The organism is Brevundimonas sp. NPDC090276, assembly GCF_044772165.1.
GTDB lineage: Bacteria > Pseudomonadota > Alphaproteobacteria > Caulobacterales > Caulobacteraceae > Brevundimonas.
This window is the reverse complement of the sequence record NZ_JBIVYK010000001.1, coordinates 554,053-569,762: the sequence shown is the minus strand read 5'-3', so window position 1 is coordinate 569,762 and position 15,710 is coordinate 554,053. Positions and strand designations below refer to the sequence as shown.

14 protein-coding genes are annotated in these 15,710 nt (G+C 63.3%); 4 read left to right on the top strand and 10 right to left on the bottom strand.

Annotation, left to right across the window (positions count from 1 at the left end; genetic code table 11):
* Positions 1–30: 30 nt before the first annotated feature.
* The 9 genes from ACIQTU_RS02665 to rfbC all read right to left on the bottom strand — a co-directional run bounded on the left by ACIQTU_RS02665 (position 31) and on the right by rfbC (position 8,972).
* Positions 31–1,125 (bottom strand): hypothetical protein, encoded by a 1,095-nt coding sequence (locus ACIQTU_RS02665; protein WP_400541927.1) that lies wholly within the window; start codon positions 1,123–1,125, stop codon positions 31–33.
* Positions 1,122–1,439, bottom strand: a complete 318-nt coding sequence (locus tag ACIQTU_RS02660; protein ID WP_400541924.1) for an acyl carrier protein — start codon at positions 1,437–1,439, stop codon at positions 1,122–1,124. Before ACIQTU_RS02660 ends, ACIQTU_RS02665 begins: the two co-directional genes overlap by 4 nt.
* Before the next feature lie 14 nt (positions 1,440–1,453).
* Complete coding sequence (locus ACIQTU_RS02655; protein ID WP_400541921.1) at positions 1,454–2,623, bottom strand: hypothetical protein; 1,170 nt, start codon at positions 2,621–2,623, stop codon at positions 1,454–1,456.
* Positions 2,620–4,581 carry a rhamnan synthesis F family protein gene (locus ACIQTU_RS02650; RefSeq protein ID WP_400541918.1) on the bottom strand — a complete coding sequence of 654 codons (1,962 nt, stop codon included), beginning with the start codon at positions 4,579–4,581 and terminating at the stop codon, positions 2,620–2,622. The genes ACIQTU_RS02655 and ACIQTU_RS02650 overlap by 4 nt, the downstream gene beginning before the upstream one ends.
* A 135-nt stretch (positions 4,582–4,716) precedes the next feature.
* The gene (locus ACIQTU_RS02645; protein WP_400541915.1) at positions 4,717–5,622 is read right to left on the bottom strand and encodes a hypothetical protein; all 906 of its coding nucleotides are present in this window, start codon (positions 5,620–5,622) and stop codon (positions 4,717–4,719) included.
* Complete coding sequence (locus tag ACIQTU_RS02640; protein WP_400541912.1) at positions 5,604–6,287, bottom strand: ABC transporter ATP-binding protein; 684 nt, start codon at positions 6,285–6,287, stop codon at positions 5,604–5,606. Before ACIQTU_RS02640 ends, ACIQTU_RS02645 begins: the two co-directional genes overlap by 19 nt.
* Positions 6,284–7,465 (bottom strand): chain-length determining protein, encoded by a 1,182-nt coding sequence (locus tag ACIQTU_RS02635; protein WP_400541909.1) that lies wholly within the window; start codon positions 7,463–7,465, stop codon positions 6,284–6,286. Before ACIQTU_RS02635 ends, ACIQTU_RS02640 begins: the two co-directional genes overlap by 4 nt.
* Positions 7,466–7,505: 40 nt before the next feature.
* On the bottom strand, positions 7,506–8,282 hold the full coding sequence (locus tag ACIQTU_RS02630) for an ABC transporter permease (RefSeq protein ID WP_400541906.1): 777 nt from the start codon (positions 8,280–8,282) through the stop codon (positions 7,506–7,508).
* Positions 8,283–8,399: 117 nt separating this feature from the next.
* The gene (gene rfbC, locus ACIQTU_RS02625; RefSeq protein ID WP_400541903.1) at positions 8,400–8,972 is read right to left on the bottom strand and encodes a dTDP-4-dehydrorhamnose 3,5-epimerase; all 573 of its coding nucleotides are present in this window, start codon (positions 8,970–8,972) and stop codon (positions 8,400–8,402) included.
* A gap of 203 nt (positions 8,973–9,175) precedes the next feature.
* Between rfbC and rfbB the strand changes: the two genes are divergently transcribed.
* The 3 genes from rfbB to rfbA are packed head-to-tail and all read left to right on the top strand — an operon-like array spanning position 9,176 to position 11,998.
* On the top strand, positions 9,176–10,234 hold the full coding sequence (rfbB, locus tag ACIQTU_RS02620) for a dTDP-glucose 4,6-dehydratase (RefSeq protein ID WP_400541900.1): 1,059 nt from the start codon (positions 9,176–9,178) through the stop codon (positions 10,232–10,234).
* On the top strand, positions 10,227–11,129 hold the full coding sequence (gene rfbD / locus ACIQTU_RS02615; RefSeq protein WP_400541897.1) for a dTDP-4-dehydrorhamnose reductase: 903 nt from the start codon (positions 10,227–10,229) through the stop codon (positions 11,127–11,129). The genes rfbB and rfbD overlap by 8 nt, the downstream gene beginning before the upstream one ends.
* The gene (gene rfbA, locus ACIQTU_RS02610) at positions 11,126–11,998 is read left to right on the top strand and encodes a glucose-1-phosphate thymidylyltransferase RfbA (RefSeq protein WP_400541895.1); all 873 of its coding nucleotides are present in this window, start codon (positions 11,126–11,128) and stop codon (positions 11,996–11,998) included. The genes rfbD and rfbA overlap by 4 nt, the downstream gene beginning before the upstream one ends.
* 13 nt (positions 11,999–12,011) lie before the next feature.
* On the opposite strand, the gene putA is transcribed toward rfbA, so the two are convergent.
* The gene (gene putA / locus ACIQTU_RS02605) at positions 12,012–15,128 is read right to left on the bottom strand and encodes a bifunctional proline dehydrogenase/L-glutamate gamma-semialdehyde dehydrogenase PutA (RefSeq protein WP_400541892.1); all 3,117 of its coding nucleotides are present in this window, start codon (positions 15,126–15,128) and stop codon (positions 12,012–12,014) included.
* 117 nt (positions 15,129–15,245) lie between these two features.
* On the opposite strand from putA, the gene ACIQTU_RS02600 reads away from it, so the two are divergent.
* Positions 15,246–15,707 (top strand): Lrp/AsnC ligand binding domain-containing protein, encoded by a 462-nt coding sequence (locus ACIQTU_RS02600; protein WP_400541889.1) that lies wholly within the window; start codon positions 15,246–15,248, stop codon positions 15,705–15,707.
* The last annotated feature ends 3 nt before the right edge of the window (positions 15,708–15,710 follow it).

Genomic DNA, 15,710 nt, shown 5'->3' with positions numbered 1-15,710 from the left:
GACGCAATCAAAACAGCACCTTGCTTCACTTCAGAGAAATTTCTGCATGATCTCGCGAGCGAAAACAGCGCTGCTATCGGGGTAAGCCTCGGCATAACGATCTGCGATGCGACGCGCGGCGGCCGATCCGCTCAATTTTTGCAGATGAGGCAAGGCAATCCCCAAGGTCCTACCGCGAGAGTCGTCAAACGCCAGGCGATGGAAAAGAACAATCGCGGCATGCATCAACTTGCCGCGCGTCATCAACGCGCCGACAATGTTACCTGCCCATCGTAGATAGAACTTGTCCGCCTTGTACAACTGCACGCAAGTCAGAAGGTCGGCGATATTTTTCGTGGCGTGATAGGCTTTGAACTTTCGATCAAACAAAGCGTAAGCGACCACGCCGTTGTCCGGAAGCTGGATTTTCATCCCATTTCTCTGTCCAGCAGCAATGACCTGCGCCGACAAATCTTCAGCCGTCCACGTCATCCCCATGGCTGCCATCACGCGCGGATCAGGCAGAGGCCGCATAAGATGACCCACGCCGGCATCCTGGCGCACGGCGGAGAGGAAGGCATCGAAACCGCCCGCCCCAAGCGATTCATCAAGAGCGGACCCGCGCATCAGGCTGAACAACCGCGCGAAGACTTCACCGGTATAGTGGGAATGGCTATAGAAAGCAGGCTCAGCGCGAAACGCCTCCATGACGTAATCGATATCGGATGCATCCCGCCCCGCCGCGATCGCCCCCATCTCGTTAAAGATACGATCCTTGCGGACTTCGAGCCGAATAGACTTTGCTGCCTCGTCAGTTCCGGGAAGATTACTTAACTCGAACGCACCAAATCTGAGGAACGGAACTTTCACCAAGTCATGCTCAATACCCATCGAAATCCATTTTTCCGACAGATAGTGCTTTCCAGGCGTCGCCTGAACGATGAAAATCGGCCGCTCTTTGGCCTCCCGTATCCATCGAAGCCCTTGGTTTAGATCGGTATAGTCCGCCGTTGCACCACCAAAATGAATCGGCCCGTCATAGGGAAGGCCGGCGACACGCACCTCATGGTTTGTCGTAGCCTTCAGCGCCGCGCCGAGATACTGGGCGTGACAATTGCCGCGAATAAGAATTCGACGCGATGTCATTGATCTGCGGTCACGCTGGCCTTGCGGGCCACCTCGATGAGGTCGCCCACGTTTTCACACTCCATCACCCGAGCTATCGGCAACGGATGATCGATTTCTTCCTCGATCAGAAGAATAAGCTCGGTATGCGTTAAAGAATCCCAGCCATCAACATCCATAGCTACAGTATCATCCGAAATTTCTGCGGCCGGAATTTTAAACAGAGATGCAATAACACCCACTATCTTGTTAGAAAAATCATCCATATCCATCACCCCATACTCGTCGATTTCAGGACGAAAAATTAACTGACCCGAAGGTCTGGCGACGCCCAACGCCGTCGTCGCGATCAGCCCTTGATAGCCGACCTAAGGTCCGACTTCATACGGTTGATCGCGCTGGTCAATTCCAGAAACTCGATGCTCGGGAGAATCGCCTGCGCCAGATCGGCCTTTGATACTCCGCCCGAGCGCCAGTTTCTTCTCAGGATCGCCCGCAGCTTTTCGGGTTCGAAAGGCTTGAGGAAACCGGTCTGCATCCGATACGCGTCGGGCCGCTGCAGCAGGTCGTCATAGGCCGCTGACAGGCTGAGATCATCGACGAACGGATGCACAGTCCCCATGATCGAAACCGCCCCCTCCATCGAGACGGGCGCGTAGAGCAGCGTTGGCTTGGCGTACATCTCGAGCTCAAGCACCACGGACGACAACGACGACACCGCCCGCGAACAGCACCGGATGAGCTCCAGCGTCGTCGTGCCGGCCATGGCCTCCTTGGTCAGCAGATGAAGATTCGCGCCGACCTCACTCATGAGCGGCGCATAGAGCGGCTCCAGCTTGCGCTGGAGTTCCGACTGATGCGGCTTCCAGAAAAATTTGGTGCCCCGATGCTTACGCACCAGCCGAGCGACACCCTCATAGAAGAGACGCCGCTCGACTTCCGAGAAAACCGACCGATGCAGATTCGAAAGGATCAGCACATAGCCGTCGTCGGATGCAGGCTTCAGGTCATGGAACTGCGGCAAACCGATCCCGTCCTCACCGGACCAGCCGATCAGGTCGTCGCGGAAATTCCTCGCGGCCGCCCCCATGGCGGCGCTCGGGAAACCCGAGCCTGGCGTCTTGGACACCTCGACGAAGGCGACGCCCAGCTGGAAAAGACCGTGTTGCAGCTCGAGCACGGGAATTCCCAACCGGGAGCAGGCCGTGAAGATCTGCAGCCCTCTGAGGTGCGCCCGATGGGGCGTGGCCAGGGTCGTCAAACAGACAGCAAAATCGTCCATACGCAGCAGGACATCGGTCATATTGCCGATCAACTGGACGTTTGACGGCGCCGCGAGCGCGAGAGGTGCCAAGGCCTCGCCGGGTGCCTCGAAATAGACCGTCCAATCGATCTCAGGCAAAGCCGTGAAGACGCTGGCGTACATATCAAGGTGCCAGGGCCCCTGCGCCACCAACAGAACGCGCCTTGCATTCAATTCCGCGGGATGAAAGGCGCGCGAATAAGGCGTCGCAATCACGTCGGCAGCCTCCGTCCCTGACGCCTCGCCCACCGACAAATCCTCTTGACGCCGCGCCGCGAGCGATTGTCCTCCGTCGCCTGCGCCCACTGTCCGACCGCGGCGCGACGGAGCTCCGCCAGTTCCTCAGCCGTGCGATTGTAGAGCAGCCTGAGCTCGCGATTTTCCGCGACCGCCAACCGCGACGTCTCCTGAGCGCTCTCCAGAACCCGCTTGTCGCCAAGCGCGACCTCCAGGGCGGCGTTGACCTCGGACAGCCGCGTCCGGGCGGCTTTCAGGGCGCGTTCCAGTTTATCGTTGGTGAGCAGCTGAGCCGCAATACGGCGCTCGGTCTCCCTGTCCTTCTCCATCCGCATTTCAATGGACTGTGGAACCATCCAGCTTGCAGCCGCCATCGCCTGGGCCGCATTGCTCGCGGAGATCAATCGCCAGGCAATCTTGCCCCGGGCGGCCAGCAAGGCCGGGATCAGGCGGTTGAATTGCTCGCCCACATCCAAAGTCCGGCGCTGGCTGACGATGTCGTACGAGGACGCCAGGGCAAACGCCGCCTCGCCCCGGAGCCAGAAGGCCGAATGGGGACCATGGAGATTGCTCGCTCCGTCCAGATCACGAAGGCCCAAATCGGCGGCCATGCGACGAATTTCAAACCTGTTTTTCGTCCAGAAAAGGTCGTCCCGGCCCTCGAGATAGGGGCTGGCGGGCGACATCACCATGTCGATCGAGGCGTCCTCAAACTGACGCGCGACGGCGTCCAGCACGCCGTCTCCGGCAACGAGATTGTCGACGTAGAACGAGAGGCGATTGTCGAGCCAAGCGTTTATCCGGCGTCCGCCCGTGAAATCGCCCAGCGACAGCACGAGATCGAAGCGGCGGAAGTCCACCTCCTCGGACCATGAGAACAGCGCAGCCACGGTCGAGGTCGGCGCGCCGACACGCACCACCGCCGCATCTCCACCGACGACCCGCCGCACCTCCGCTTCCATCTCGGCGGATGGAATCCGGACAAAGAGCGTCACCGTGCCTCGGGCGGCCAGGGCCGACAGGACGGGCGCTAGGCCCTCCAGCGCCGCCATATCAACCACGTTCAGGAACAGGCCCACCGCGCCCAGCGGCGTGATCTCGCTCGTGGCCTGCGGCGCAGCGACCGTCACCGTTTGCATGTTGGCGGCGAACGCCGCGGGAGACATGCTCCGAACCAGATGATCGACAATCAGTCGGGCGTCATAGTCCGTGTGCTTGCGAATATGCTCCAGGGTTCGCGCGGGATAGGGCGCCTCCCGGTGGCGCAAGCTTTCCAGCGAGAAGGTGAAGGCTCGGTATTTGAGCGTCGGGCAGCCATCCGCCATCTGCTGGATCGGCGAGGCGATTGTGACATTGCCGAACTCGCCCGCCTCGGTCGGAAATGCCACGTCCCAGGAAAAGCCCTTGGCGGCGAAGAAGGCCGTGAACGCCTTCTCGTGGTGCTCGATCGAGTCATCGATCGACATGATCGTAGGCATGGCGGCCCAGTAGTCGGCAAACGCCTGGCTCCCGGTCAGTCGGGATCGCGCCGCAATGAAATAGGACTGGACGAAGTTCTGCTTCGCATCCTTGAAGTTCGTCACGCCCCAGAAATCGACGCCGGACGCGTCCATCCGGTCGAACATGGCTCCCAGATCGCCCAAGGGCGCGTAAAAAGTATAGTTCAGAAGCACGAATTCGTCGTAGGCCGCGATGGCTTCGACGCCCAGGCGATCAACGGCGTACTTGTAGCCGCCGACGTCAAAACCCGTGTTCTCGCGATACCAGACCTCGTCGGCGACAGCGGCCAGGGCGTCCTGCCCCTCCCTGTCGACCTGGCCGTTGACCACCACGATCAGGTTCTCGAAATAAGGACGAACCGCCGCCAGCGAGACCTTGACGTAATCCTCGACGGTTTCGCTCGGATCCCAGAACAGAAAGACGCCAAGCCGTCGCACAGGCGCCGCCGCCCTCGGAGAAACGTGCTCAGGCGATGCGTCAGGCGATAAGAGCTGTGCTGTTCCAGACGGCCTGGCCATTGGCGGAACTCCTTCAACCTGCTGTTTCAAATTACTCGACCCCGGGAAGCGGAATCAGCGCGCCAGATAAGTGACGTCGGCGTGCAAGAACTCGAATGAGCCGACAAAATGGGCGGCCGCCGCCCAAACCCGCAACTCGGCCGCAACAGGCCTGTCCCAACGCTTTGTCAACTCGACTTCGTAAAGACCCGCCGCCTTGAGCTGAAGCTCCAGGTGTTCAAAATCATCCGTGCCGCCCCACTCGAATCTCAGCGGAGATTCGCGATCTTCGGGGTCCAGGTGAAAGCGCAGCCGGATCCGCCACTCCCCCGATGGCAGCGAAAAACGCGGGCCATGGAAAATAACCCGGGCGCGCCCGGTCAGATCGACTTCAGGAGGCGCGACCAGCGAGCGAGGCGTCGTTCGGAAATTGAAGAGGTCCCAGGGCCAATTCGTTTTGTGCCCGGGCTCCGGTCCTCTCGTAGAGGCTCCGCTGAACATATCGAGCGGGCCCGGATCGAGCGTCGCTGCAGACGACCCCACCTCGATCGAAGCATTGCCGAACACCCTGCCGATCAACGGCAGGTCCGCCTCCGCAGCCGCCCCCTCAACCAGGCAAGCGCCTTCCCGGACCAAGGTGACCGCCGCCGCCAACCGCTCGGCCGCCACGGCATAGGCCTTGATCGTCTTACCTGGGTAGAGCGCCGCCACCGCCAGGCAGATTTCGTCCAATGGATCGCTGATGACCACGCAGGCGTCCAGCGACGGCGCCATGGCGAGGGCCTGTGCGCCGTCTCGCAAGAGAATGACCATGCTATGCCCAGGGCAGTCGTTCGTGGGAGGGACGTCCGCCCCCTTGACCACGCTCCAACCCTTCGCGCGAGCAGCGGCCTTCAGGCCGATACGCCAGCCGGACCCGCGCAATGACGGCATCTGCAGGACGCCCAGTCGCAACGCTTTGCTCACGCCGCTCTCAGCCATGTGTAGATGTCGATCGCCTCGTGAACGTCCGTGAACATCTTGGCGCGGCCGCCCTCGATGATGAGCGCGCGGTCGCAAACGCGGCCGACCGTCCGCATGTCGTGAGACGCCATGACAAAGGCGCGCTGCGCGCGGCGTTCAAAGAGTTCTTCGTTGCACTTGCGCTGAAAACGGGCATCACCGACGGCGACTAGTTCGTCGATCAGATAGCAGTCGAAATCGATAGCCAAGGAAAGACCGAACGCCAGTCGCGCCCTCATGCCCGAAGAATAATGCTTTACCGGCATTGTCATCTTTGAGCCCAGCTCAGCGAAGCCGTCGACAAGCCCCATCAACTCCTTGAAGTCCCGCCCATAGATGCGGGCCAGGAAGCGCACATTGTCCACGCCGGTCAGACTGCCCTGAAAGGCGCCGCTGAAGCCGATCGGCCACGAGTTGGTCATACGCCAGTTGACCCGTCCCTCGGTGGGCGCCAGCGCCCCGCCGAGAATCTTGATCATCGTCGACTTGCCCTGGCCGTTTCGCCCCAGGATCGCCAGACGATCGGACCGACCTACCGTGAAGTTGAGATTTCGGAAAAGCGGCGGCGCACTGGCAGTTCGAGCATAGGTCTTGCCGAGATTGGAAACCTCGAGCCCAATGTCCTCCGTTGACAACGAGGTCAAAGTTGCCGGTGCTCCCTGAGGCCTGCCCACAAGAGGCCGCCCACGCCATACAGCAGCAGCGTCGTGACCAGCACGGCCATAATGCCGCGCCAACGCCGAGGTTCCGTCGCCTTATCAGGAAGATTAGGACTTACCACCCGCTCAAGATAGAGCTTTTGGCGACGCGCAGAGTCCCGGGCGGCGTCCAGCGCCGTGCTGGCGGCGGTAAGCGCGCGATCGGCCAGTGTGCGTTCGAGCATTAGCGCTTCGTATCCGCTGACCTTGGTGGCCAGGGAATCGGCGTTGCCCGCCACCTTGGCCCGCTCGATGGAGAGTTGCTGCTCATAGGCGCGAATCCGGGCGTCAAGGGCAGGCAACTGCGGGCTTTGCGGCGCCTGGCTCGCGAGCAGCGCTCGGTCGGCGCGTAGGCTCGCCAAGGTGCCCTGCAACTCAGCTAGAAAGGCCGCACCTTCCTTGGCCGACGCTTCCGGATCGAGCATGCTTTCGCGATTGCGATAAGTGGTCAGGCGCTGCTGGATAGCGCCCAGGCGCGCCTCGGCCTCCATCACACTGCGCTCCGCATCCTCCACGTCCTGGGCGGCAGAGCGTTCGTTCAGCCGGTTGACCAGGGCTTCACCACCGTCAAGAAGTGCACTGGCGACAGCCTGAGCGTCACGCGGCGTGAAGGCCTGCACCCGCAAGGTGCTGATGCCGGTCGTCGTGTCGTAGCCGACCATCACGCGACGCTGAAATGCCTTGTAGAGGTCTTCCTGGGTAGCGCCCTGCCCGGGCGCCGGGAAACGAGAAAAGGCGTCGACGCCCGATCGCGACAGCATGGCCCTCACGTCGAGATGCGACTGGAGCGCGGTGAGCGCGTCGCGCGAACGGATGTACTCATGGACGGCGAATGAATCCGTCGAATTGGTCGACAGACCGACCCCCTGCAGCGCGACGCCAAGGCTGGACGGCTGCTGCTTGGACGCACTCTGGACGACGAAGTGCGCTTCCGACACGTATCGCGGCGAGGCGATGAACAGGAAGTAGATCGCCGCCAGCAAGGTGGGCAACAGGACCACAACGCCGAAGGCGATCGCTGTGGGCTTCAGGAGGAATGGGCCCGACCCGGCGCGCGCCTGCTCGCCTTGGGCTGCCCCCCCCAGAGCCGCCCCACCCAGAAACGTAACGCGAGAGTCGCTCATTCAGTAGTTTCCTCGCCCTTGGCTCAGGCGCGTCTGAGGTCTAGTCGGCATCAATATGTTCCTTGGCTCTCGAAATCATGATCAAGCCCAGGACGGCAAGCAGCCCCCCCCAGAACAGGGGATAGAGCGGGTCGTAGTGAGTTTCAACAAACTCGCCAAAAATGGCGGCGCGCATCATCTCGACGGTGTGAGGGATGGGGACGGCGAGGTAAACTTCGCGGTACTTAGCAGGCAACCAAGCCGCCATGGTGAAAGCGCCGGAGAACGGTAGAACCGCGTACATGAGCACCGGGACAATACGTTCAACGACATCAAATTCCATGGCGAGCGCACTGACCACGAGGGCGATGCCGATCGATAGGATGAAGAGCGATATCCAGCCGTAGTAAAGCAGCAGGGGGTCCATCGGCCAGGTCACCTGACCGAAAGCCATCAACACCGCGTAGACGATCAGGAAGGCCAGCGTCGTCCCGCCCAGTTCCAGAAAGAACCGCGCCAAGTAGACGTGCAATATTTTGATTTTCTGGTGAAAAAGAAGGCCTAGGTTCCCCGAAATCGCCCCCATGGAATAGCTCACCATGTGTCGGAACATGATCAGCGCCATATAGCCCGTCATGACGAAGGGGGCGAGACGAACGCCGTGCTGATAAGGTGCCTTGATGAACGACCACAGGAGGATAACCGCGCCCGTGAACAGCAGCGGCTCGCCGATCAGCCACAGAAAGCCCAGCCCGCGTCGGCCGTAGCGCGTGATGATCTCCCGCAACATCAGGGAGATCACGATCGTCACGTTTTGGGAAATCGATTTGAACATCATCACCTTGCCGCTTTCACGCCGCCGAAACCCGCGTCATTGCAGGCGAGCGCGCCAGGGCTGTTTTGGCTCTCGACCCTAGACGCTGTCCGCGCCGATCAGCAACGATGGTGCAGCCGATCAGACTGCAAGCGGAAGAAGCGGTCGCCCGTCGTAGGCGAAATCAACATCAAGCTCATCCAGGCTGGGAAGGACGGCATCCTTGTCGGACAGCACCGCCCCGCTCGCCGGAAGGGGCCATTCGATGGCGAGCTTCGGATCGTTCCAGCGCACGCCGCCGTCGCAGTCCGGCGCATAGACGTCCGTCACCTTGTAAGCGATCTCGACGTCCGGCTCGAGCGTGGCGAAGGCGTGCCCGAAGCCCACGGGAATATACAGCTGCTCGCCACCGTCAGCGCTGAGCCTGATCGAAACCCACCGCCCGAAGGTCGGCGACTGACGCCGGAGATCGACGGCGTAATCGATCAGAGACCCGCGCACGCACCGCACGAGTTTAGCTTGAGCGTGGGGGGGGCGCTGAAAGTGAATACCGCGGACGGTGCCCGTCTGTCGCGAGAAAGACTGATTATCCTGAACAAAGGTCTCATTCACTCCGAACTTCGCCATCGACGCCTGCGAATAGGTTTCAGAAAACCAACCGCGCGCGTCTTCAAAGCGACGAGGCGTCAGCAGGAATACGGGCGATTCAGTCATGAATTGAGGTCTCGTTCAGTAGCGCCAAAGAGCGCTGCAGCTTGACATGATCGGCTTCCTTCTAGGATGGCGCGCGGACGGCGGCAAGGCGTCGAGGTGACATTGAGCCACTAGGCAGTTGCGGAGCGGCCGATCTTTGCCCAGAATCATTGTCAGGCTGATCGTCCTTTCCTGACAAGCGATCGTCCAACTTGCGAGTTTTCATGAAAATTCTGGTCACCGGCGGCGCCGGTTTCATCGGCTCAGCGCTAGTGCGGCGATTGATTGAACACACCGATCATGAGGTTCTGGTCTTTGACAAACTGACCTACGCGGGTCTGCTCAGCTCGCTGGAACCCGCCGCCGGCAGCAACCGCTACACCTTCGTCCAAGCTGACATCTGCGACGCCGAGATGGTCGCTCGAACCCTGCAGGGGTTTCAGCCGGACGTCGTCGCGCATCTAGCTGCGGAAAGCCATGTCGATCGTTCGATCGACGGGCCGGGCGAGTTTGTGCAGACCAATCTCGTTGGCACGTTCGTCATGCTGAACCAGACGCTGGGATATTGGCGCAACCTTCCCGAAGCACGGAAGGCGGCCTTTCGCTTCCACCACATTTCGACGGACGAGGTGTTCGGCTCGCTGGGCGAGGAAGGCTTCTTCACCGAGACGACGCCTTACGATCCTCGCTCGCCTTACTCGGCGTCGAAGGCAGGCTCGGACCATCTGGTGCGCGCCTGGGGTCACACCTACGGCCTGCCGGTGCTGGTGACCAACTGCTCGAATAACTATGGCCCGTATCACTTCCCGGAAAAGCTGATCCCCCTGATCATCATCCGGGCCCTGAACGGCGACCCCCTGCCCGTCTACGGCGATGGGAGCAACGTGCGGGATTGGCTGTTTGTGGATGACCACGCGCGCGCGCTTCAGGCGGTCTTCGAAAAGGGCCAGCCGGGTCAGACTTACAATGTCGGCGGGAATGCCGAGCAGAAAAATATCGATGTCGTGACAGCCATCTGCACAATCCTGGACCAGCTCCGCCCGCGCGGCGACGGCCAGGCCTACGCCAACCAGATCACCTACGTCGCCGACCGCCCGGGCCACGATCAGCGCTACGCTATCGACGCTTCCAAGATCAGCGCGGATCTGGACTGGGCGCCCTCGGTGACCTTCGAAGAAGGCATCGCCCGGACCGTGCGCTGGTATCTCGAAAACCAGGGCTGGTGGCAGGATATTCTGGATGCTCGCTACGCGACCCAGCGCCTGGGCGTGGCCAATGGCTGACCCGATCCACATCCTGGTGACAGGCGGCGCGGGTCAGGTCGGACTGGAGCTCGCCGCCGCCGGTTGGCCAGAAAACGTCGTCCTGCACACGCCCTCGCGCGACGATCTGGACCTGGCGAACATCGATTCGGTCAGGGCGGCGTTCGCCCGAACGACCTTCGCCGCCGTCATCAACTCCGGCGCCTACACCGCCGTGGACAGGGCGGAAACGGATGTCGCCGCAGCCTTCGCCGCGAACGCCATGGGCCCGGCCGTCCTGGCCGAGGTGACGCGCGAGGCCGGCGTGCCGCTGGTGCAGGTCTCGACCGACTATGTGTTCGACGGCGCTGGAGAAGGCTTCTACGTCGAAGAGGATTCCGTCGGCCCGCTCGGCGTGTACGGCGCCTCCAAGCTGGCCGGCGAACTGGCGGTCCGCAGCGGCAACCCCCGTTCGGTGGTGCTGCGCACGGCCTGGGTGCTGAGCGTCCATCGCGCCAACTTCCTCAAGACAATGCTCCGCCTCGCTGCGGACCGGCCCGCCCTGAGGGTCGTTGAGGATCAGTTTGGCTGCCCGACGTCGGCCCGGGACATCGCGGCCGCGCTAAAGACCATCACCCTGCGGATGATCGACGACGAACAGGCGCCCGTCGGCATCTTCCACTTCGTCAACGCCGGCGAAACCAGCTGGGCTGGGCTGGCGCGTGAAATTTTCGCGACCAGCGCCGCAGCCGGCGGCCCGTCGGCCGCCGTCGAGGGCATCCCGACCGCCGACTATCCGACACCGGCCCAACGGCCGGCCAATTCCCGTCTGAGGACTACCAAGCTGACTCGCGATTATGGCGTGGCTCCTCGCGCCTGGCAGGATGCTGTCGCGGAGATCGTCGCCGAACTCAATGCCGAAAGGACCCTCGCATGAAGGGCATTATTCTCGCCGGAGGATCGGGCACACGCCTGCACCCCATGACGCTTGTCACCTCCAAGCAGTTGATGCCCGTCTACGACAAGCCGATGATCTATTACCCGCTGTCGACGCTGATGCTGGCGGGCATCCGCGAGGTGCTGATCATCTCCACCCCGCGCGACACGCCTCATTTCCAAGCCTTGCTCGGCGACGGATCCCAATGGGGCATGGAAATCCAGTACGCGGTCCAGCCTAGCCCCGACGGCCTGGCCCAAGCCTACATCATCGGCGCCGAATTCGTCGGAAACCGCCCCTCCGCCCTGATTCTGGGCGACAACATCTTTTACGGCCACGGCATAACCGAACTCTTCACCAGCGCCATGCAGCGACAGGAGGGGGCGACGGTGTTCGCGTATCACGTTAATGACCCCGAACGGTACGGCGTGGTCGAGTTCGACGGGAAAATGCGCGCGCTGTCCATCGAGGAAAAGCCGACTGCGCCCAAGTCCAATTGGGCCGTCACGGGACTCTATTTCTACGACGGCGACGTTGTCGATATCGCACGCGACCTGAAGCCGTCGCCGCGCGGCGAACTGGAGATCACTGACGTTAATCGCGCCTATCTGGAACGCGGCAAGCTGTCAGTCGAGATCATGGGGCGCGGCTACGCCTGGCTGGACACCGGCACGCCCGACAGCCTTGTCGAGGCCGCCGAGTTCGTCCGCGTCCTTGAAAAGCGTCAGGGCTTCAAGATCGCCTGCCCGGAGGAAATCGCCTTCACCAAGGGCTTCATCGACGCCGAGCAACTGGAGATGCTGACCCAGTCGCTCGGCAAGAGCGCCTATGGCCAGTATCTCCGAGGCGTGATGCGAAGCGCGCTCTAGGCGCGTTCCTCTCTTACAGGTTCAGCAGCGCCGGATCGCCGCCCTGGGCGGCGATGTTGACGCTGATGGCCTTCTCTGCGGCGTAGCGGATCAGGCTGTTGGGGCCGCCGGCTTTCGGGCCGGTGCCGGACAGGCCTTCGCCGCCGAAGGGCTGGACGCCGACCACGGCGCCGATGATCGAGCGGTTCACATAGACATTGCCCGCCGGGACCAGACGCACGACCTCGTCGGCGAAGGCCTCGATGCGGCTGTGAACGCCCAGGGTCAGGCCGTAGCCGCGCGCGGCCAGCTTGGCGGCGACCGACTTCAGGTCCTTCGAGTCATAGCGATAGACGTGCAGGATCGGGCCGAAGACCTCGCGCTCGAGGAAGTCCGGCGTGGGGATTTCGGCGATGGTCGGGGCGAACAGGTCGCCCTTTTCCGAGCCCGGAGCCAGTTCGGCGCGGGCGACGATCCTGGCTTCTTTCGACAGGCGCTCGACGTGGGCTTCCAGGTTGGCGCGGCTTTCGGCGTCGATGACCGGGCCGATGTCGGTCTTGGGATCGGTCGGGTCGGCCACGACCTGGGTCGCCAGCGCGCCCTTCAGCCCTTCGATCAGGGCGTCAGCGGCCTCCTTGGGCGCGTAGAGGATGCGCAGGGCCGAGCAACGCTGACCGGCCGAGCCGAAGGCCGACAGGATGACGTCGTCGATGACCTGTTCCTTCAGCGCCGTGGTGTCCACGAACATGGCGTTCAGGCCGCCGGTCTCGGCGATGAAGGGGATGATGGCGCCGGGGCGCGCGGCCAGACCGCGGTTGATGGCGCTGGCCGTGTCGGTGCCGCCGGTGAAGGCCACGCCGTCGATGCCCGGATGGGCCGTCAGGGCCGCGCCGACGATCTCGCCGCGACCGGGGACCAGAGCCAGCAGGTCAGGGTTCAGGCCGGCCTTGTAGAAGAGGCGGACAGCCTCGGCGGCGATCAGCGGGGTCTGCTCGGCGGGCTTGGCCACCACGGCGTTGCCGGCGGCCAGCGCGGCCGCGATCTGGCCGGCGAAGATGGCCAGCGGGAAGTTCCACGGGCTGATGGCGGCGAAGACGCCGCGACCGTGCAGCACCAGTTCATTGGTCTCGCCGGTCGGCCCCTTGAGGGTCTGACGACCGCCGAAGTCACGCTCGGCCAGCAGGGCGTAGTAGCGGCAGAAGTCGGCGGCTTCGCGCACCTCGGCCACGCCGTCGTTCAGGGTCTTGCCCGCTTCGCGCGACAGCAGGGCGACCAGACGGTCCATGTCGGCTTCCAGCACGTCGGCCATGGCGCGCAGGACGGGGGCGCGACCGGCGCCGCCGATGCGGTCCCAGGCGACCTGGGCGTTGGCGGCGGCGTTGACGGCGGCGTCGACGTCCTCGACCGAGGCCTCGGAGACATGACCCAGAACCTGCGAGCGGTCGAAGGGATTGGTCACGTCCTGCGGGTTCACGCCGGCCTTCAGCTTGCCGCCGATGATGGGGCCCGACGTCAGCTTCTCGCTATCGACCCGCTCCAGGGCCTTGGCGTGGCGTTCACGGTCGGCGGCCTGCGAATAGTCGCGGCCGAGGGAGTTCTGGCGATCGCCGTAGATGTTCATGGGAACCGGAATCCTGGGGTGACGGTCGGGCTGGGCCTCGACGGCGGTGATGGGGTCGGCGGCGACAGCGGCCGCGGGAACGCGCTCGTCCAGCAGGGCGTGGACGAAGGAGGAGTTGGCGCCGTTTTCCAGCAGGCGGCGCACCAGATAGGGCAGCAGTTCTTCGTGACCGCCGACGGGGGCGTAGGCGCGGACGATGACATGCTCGTCGGCCCAGGCCTCGTGCGCGGCGTCATAGAGAGCCTCGCCCATGCCGTGCAGGCGTTGGTGTTCGATGGTCACGTTGCGGTCGCGCGCCATGCGCCGCACCGCCGCCAGGGTGTGGGCGTTGTGAGTGGCGAACTGGGCGTAGATGTAAGGCGAGGCCTCGATCAGGGCCTTGGCGCAGACCAGATAGTTGAGGTCGGTGGCCGGCTTGGTGGTGAAGACCGGGTAGTCGGTGCGGCCGTTGACCTGGGCCAGCTTGATCTCGGTGTCCCAATAGGCGCCCTTGACCAGACGCACCATCAGGCGTCGGCCCGAGGACCGGGCCAGTTCGGCCAGTTTCTGCACCGTCTCGGTCGTGCGCTTCTGATAGGCTTGGACGGCCAGACCCAGGCCCTTCCAGTCGCCCAGCTCCGGCTCGCGCGCCAGCCGCTCCAGCAGCTTCAGCGACAGGGCCAGACGGTCGGCCTCTTCGGCGTCGATGGTGTAGTTGATGTCGTACTTGGCGGCGATCAGGGCCAGACGCAGAATGCGGGGATAGAGCTCCTCCCAGACGCGGTCTTCCTGCACCGCCTGATAGCGCGGTGACAGGGCCGACAGCTTGACCGAGACGCCGTGACCGGCCTCCGGACCCTGGCCCTTGGCGGTCTTGCCCACGGCTTCGATGGCGTCGGCGTAGATCTTCTCATAGCGCTCGGCGTCGGCGGTCGTGCGGGCGCCCTCGCCCAGCATGTCGAAGCTGCACAGCCAGCCCTCGCGATCCGAACGCTTGAGCGCCGCCTCGATGGTGCGGCCGACCACGAACTGCTCGCCCATGATCTTGACGGCGGTGGCGACGGCTTGACGGATGACCGGCTCGCCCAGACGCCCGGCGATGCGCTTGAGGAAGCCCGACAGGTCGGTCTTGGCTTCTTCGTCCACGTCGACCAGCTTGCCGGTCAGCATCAGGCCCCAGGTCGAGGCGTTGACGAACAGGCTGTCCGACTGCCCCATGTGCGAGGCCCAGTCGGCCGAGCCGATCTTCTCGGCGATCAGGCGGTCGCGGGTGTCGGCGTCGGGGGTGCGCAGCAGGGCCTCGGCCAGGCACATCAGGGCCAGCCCCTCCCGGGTGCCCAGTGAAAACTCCTGCAGGAAGCTCTCGACCACGCCCTGCTTCTTCTGGCTGGCGCGGGCCTGATCGACCAGAGCGATGGCGTCGCGCAGCACGTCGGCGCGCTCGGCCGTCGTCAGGCCAGGCTCAGCCAGCAGCTCGGCGACCACGGCGCGTTCGTCGCGGAACTTGTTGTGGTCCAGCTCGTCCCAGTGCTTCAGGTCGGTCGGCGTCATCATCTCACCCTGGGATCAAACCCTTCGATTTACGGCGTATATGGCGGACTTGGCCGAATGTGCATTGTATGATCGAAGCTTGGACCAGCGATCCTTCGGCAATAGGGCTCATTCGCCATGCAAACTCTCGACGATACCGACCGCCGTTTGCTGCGCGTGCTGCAGACCGACGGCCGCATCTCCAACGCGGAACTGGCGCGAAGGTGCAATCTGTCGCCCGCCGCCTGCTTCGAACGGGTCAAGCGGCTCAAGGACCGCAAGGTCATCACCGGCTATGCGGCCCTGATCGACCCGGCCAGCGCTGATCGCGCCCTACTGATCTTCATCGAGGTCCTGCTGGACCGGACCACGGGCGACGTCTTCGACGCCTTCGCCGACGTGGTGCGCCGCCAGCCCGAGGTGTTGGAGTGCCACATGGTCGCCGGCGGCTTCGACTATCTGATCAAGGCGCGGGTGGCCGACATGGACGCCTATCGCGTCTTCCTCGGCGATATCCTGGTGCGGATGCCCGGCGTGCGCGAAACGCGAACCTATGCCGTTCTCGAAGAGGTGAAGTCGACGACGGTCCTGCCTCTGTAGCCT

Coding starts and splice junctions, on each gene's coding strand:
- ACIQTU_RS02665 (WP_400541927.1), bottom strand. CDS start 1,125: ATGACATCGCGTCGAATTCTTATTCGCGGCAATTGTCACGCCCAGTAT.
- ACIQTU_RS02645 (WP_400541915.1), bottom strand. CDS start 5,622: ATGGCTGAGAGCGGCGTGAGCAAAGCGTTGCGACTGGGCGTCCTGCAG.
- ACIQTU_RS02635 (WP_400541909.1), bottom strand. CDS start 7,465: ATGAGCGACTCTCGCGTTACGTTTCTGGGTGGGGCGGCTCTGGGGGGG.
- ACIQTU_RS02630 (WP_400541906.1), bottom strand. CDS start 8,282: ATGATGTTCAAATCGATTTCCCAAAACGTGACGATCGTGATCTCCCTG.
- rfbC (WP_400541903.1), bottom strand. CDS start 8,972: ATGACTGAATCGCCCGTATTCCTGCTGACGCCTCGTCGCTTTGAAGAC.
- rfbB (WP_400541900.1), top strand. CDS start 9,176: ATGAAAATTCTGGTCACCGGCGGCGCCGGTTTCATCGGCTCAGCGCTA.
- rfbD (WP_400541897.1), top strand. CDS start 10,227: ATGGCTGACCCGATCCACATCCTGGTGACAGGCGGCGCGGGTCAGGTC.
- rfbA (WP_400541895.1), top strand. CDS start 11,126: ATGAAGGGCATTATTCTCGCCGGAGGATCGGGCACACGCCTGCACCCC.
- putA (WP_400541892.1), bottom strand. CDS start 15,128: ATGACGCCGACCGACCTGAAGCACTGGGACGAGCTGGACCACAACAAG.
- ACIQTU_RS02600 (WP_400541889.1), top strand. CDS start 15,246: ATGCAAACTCTCGACGATACCGACCGCCGTTTGCTGCGCGTGCTGCAG.